A 2,656-nucleotide genomic window follows, 5' to 3' on the forward strand; every position below is an offset into this window, starting at 1 on the left:
CTGCTGCGCTGCGCGATGAGATCGCAAAGCTTAGGAAGCTGTAAATCGCAAGACTCGAAACGCCCTGAAATTTCGTAGTGAAATTTGCGCGTTAAATTTCATCTGGTAGAGCGTGAAATTTACGCGCGTAACGCAATGTGAAATTCACAGCAGCTCGCGCCTCTATTCCGCAACGCGCTCCGTGCCCATCTTTGCATCTTGCGACTTTTATTGCTTTTCCGTGTGTCCATATTTACAGCCATCTTTACGCGTTTGTCGGGCTATGCTTAAATTCCGCGCCGAAGCGGAATTTCGCCCAATTTCTTACGTAAACATCCGTAAAATTCTAAGCAATTTTTTCCGTCCGAAACCACGCGAATAAAAACGCCGTAGGCACCGCAAAATCCATCATCAAGGATATTTGCAAGCTCTCATCCCGTTTAAATTTAGCAGAATTTATCATCTTTTGGAATATATGTGCTTCGGTTGAAAAAATAGCACGCTGCGAAAACGATCAAGCAAACAGACGATATATTCGAGCCGTTTAAAAGTAAGTCTATTATCCTCTCATTATTTTTAGCGATCAATGTCACTATTATGAGCGCTAGCGGATACAAAATCAAAGCCGCGCTAGCTAAATTTTCAATAGTAAAAACCACTAAAGAAATTCGCTGATTTTTTATGAAAAGCTTGCTATATTCTTTCATAGAATTACTTTTTAAATAACCTATAGTTAATAGAATAGACGAAAATAACATTACTAAAACAATAACAACGCCGCGCAATATAGCAATAGCGCTCACAAATGTGACAATGATAAATAAAAACGCCAAAAATATTGCGCTCGCACGCCTAATCAATCTATGTATGTCATATCGCCTTTTTAAATTTTTTGGAATATTGGCAAATTTCTCGTTTAGTTCATCCTCTTTAAATTCGGCTTCTCGCACCGACAAATCAAGCTTCGTTTGAGAGCCGCAGATATGGATCCTTGGAGGATATGAGCCTTTATTATAAAAATAGCATAAAAGAAAAACTAATATGCAAATCGGAGCTATAAAGACTCCGTATAAAGTGCCGGCGCCGCTTAACTCATCTCGCGAACCTCCCATTGCCGAAGATAGAAATAGCAAAGTGGGAAATAAAACCAAGACTAAGCTAGCCGTATTCTCAAAAGTAAAAATCATCAAACTGGCATCTTGATTTTTTATGAAAAAGTTGCTGTATTTTTTTGTCTTATAGCACTTTAAACAAAATGTCGTCAAGCAGATGGATAAAATGACCGCCACACAAAACAAAAGAAGCTCGGGCATCTGAATATCCACGTAAGAAATAAGTCGCGAAGCTACCGATGTAATGCCGAACAAAAGTGCTAAAAACACCATACTAGAGCACCTAATTAGCCTATGTTTGTCGTATCGCTTCTTTAAATTCTCCGGTATTGCGGCGAATTTTTTGTCTAACTCTTTCATCTCGGCTTGAAATTTTTCGCTCACGGCTCGCTCCTTTTAAGCGTTTAAATTTTAGAGATTATATTGAATTCGGCGCCGCGTCTTTTTGATGCCGCACCTTGCGGTTAAATTTTAAAATTTACCGCGTTATATTCGCGAAGAGCCGAAAAATTTCAAACTCGGCAAAGCATTAAAATTCCCGTCCGCCTTTAAATTTAGCATTTTACCGCAGCTAGCAAAGCTCTAAATTTTCCACGCGCAGCGGTCTTTCGCCCTCGAAAATCACCCCGATGCCGAAAGGCTCGCAAATATCAAGCGCGCCCTCGGCAAACCTCAACAGCCACTGCGTATCGCGTGCGTAAAACGTGCATTGCGGCAGCTCAAACGGCAGATCGCAAACGGGCACGTCAAGCAGCCCGAGCTCATCCTCGCCCAAACGATACTCGCGTCTAAGCTCGTCTCGCAGGAAGACAAGAGCGTCTTTTATGTGCCGATCGATGTCCCAGGCGTCGCTGCGCGAGCAAGACCCCTCATCGTCCACATCCGCCGTATCTGCAGACACGAGACAAAATGGCACCTCGCTAGAGCTTTCGCTTTTTAGCTCCGCATACCAAATAAAGCCCTCCTCCGTCGCGACTTTTTCAAGTTCGCCAAATTTCCAAGCCATTTTTTGCATTTTATTTCCGCCTCATATTTTCGCTCGTCTTTTAAAATTTTGATGCCGCGCCCGTTTTTGTGCGCCGTGTTTAAATCCGCACCGAAATAGAATTTTGCCCGCTTCTTAGACGAATGATCGCAAAGCGCTAGGCGATTTTTTCTGTCCGAAGCCACGCGAACAAAAACGCCGCTGGCGCCGCAAAGTCCATCAGCACGGATATGCGCGAGCCGTCGCCTGAGATGACGGACAGTATGCCGCCCGCAAACGCAATCCCCACGGCGATCAGAAATAGCGCGTTTTGCGTGTCTTTATACAGCCCGTAGTAGAGCCTAGCGATGAAAAACAAAACCGCCAGCGCGCCGATAATCGTGAGGGCGCGATTCGGAGATGCCTTTCGCCGCGCGGTAAAGAAGGATGAGCGAGCCCAGACCCAGGCACGCCCTGATGCTAAAAAGCCCCTCGCCGCCTGGTAGGTGCTCCGTAAGCACAGAAATCAGCATAAGCGCCGCCGATATGATGCCGAAGCGCCTTGCGTCTGCGAGCTTGCCTTGATTGAAGGGGTTTCGCA

At 44.9% G+C, this 2,656-nt stretch carries 4 protein-coding genes; all 4 read right to left on the reverse strand.

Going from position 1 to position 2,656, the window contains the following annotated elements:
• Window positions 1-425: 425 nt before the first annotated feature.
• Window positions 426-1,475 (reverse strand): hypothetical protein, encoded by a 1,050-nt coding sequence (locus Q0413_RS01335; protein WP_298986497.1) that lies wholly within the window; start codon window positions 1,473-1,475, stop codon window positions 426-428.
• Between the two features lie 187 nt (window positions 1,476-1,662).
• A complete protein-coding gene (locus tag Q0413_RS01340) occupies window positions 1,663-2,106 on the reverse strand; it encodes a hypothetical protein (protein ID WP_298986499.1) in 444 nt (147 codons plus the stop codon).
• A gap of 127 nt (window positions 2,107-2,233) precedes the next feature.
• Window positions 2,234-2,434 carry a hypothetical protein gene (locus tag Q0413_RS01345; protein ID WP_298986502.1) on the reverse strand — a complete coding sequence of 67 codons (201 nt, stop codon included), beginning with the start codon at window positions 2,432-2,434 and terminating at the stop codon, window positions 2,234-2,236.
• On the reverse strand, window positions 2,418-2,656 hold a 239-nt coding region (locus tag Q0413_RS01350), incomplete at its 5' end, for a hypothetical protein (protein ID WP_298986505.1). The genes Q0413_RS01345 and Q0413_RS01350, both read right to left, overlap by 17 nt.

This window comes from uncultured Campylobacter sp., assembly GCF_938045465.1.
Classification (GTDB): Bacteria; Campylobacterota; Campylobacteria; order Campylobacterales; family Campylobacteraceae; genus Campylobacter_B.

Bases quoted from the DNA above. Each gene is read 5' to 3' on its own strand.
- Q0413_RS01340 (WP_298986499.1), bottom strand. From the start codon at position 2,106: ATGCAAAAAATGGCTTGGAAATTTGGCGAACTTGAAAAAGTCGCGACG.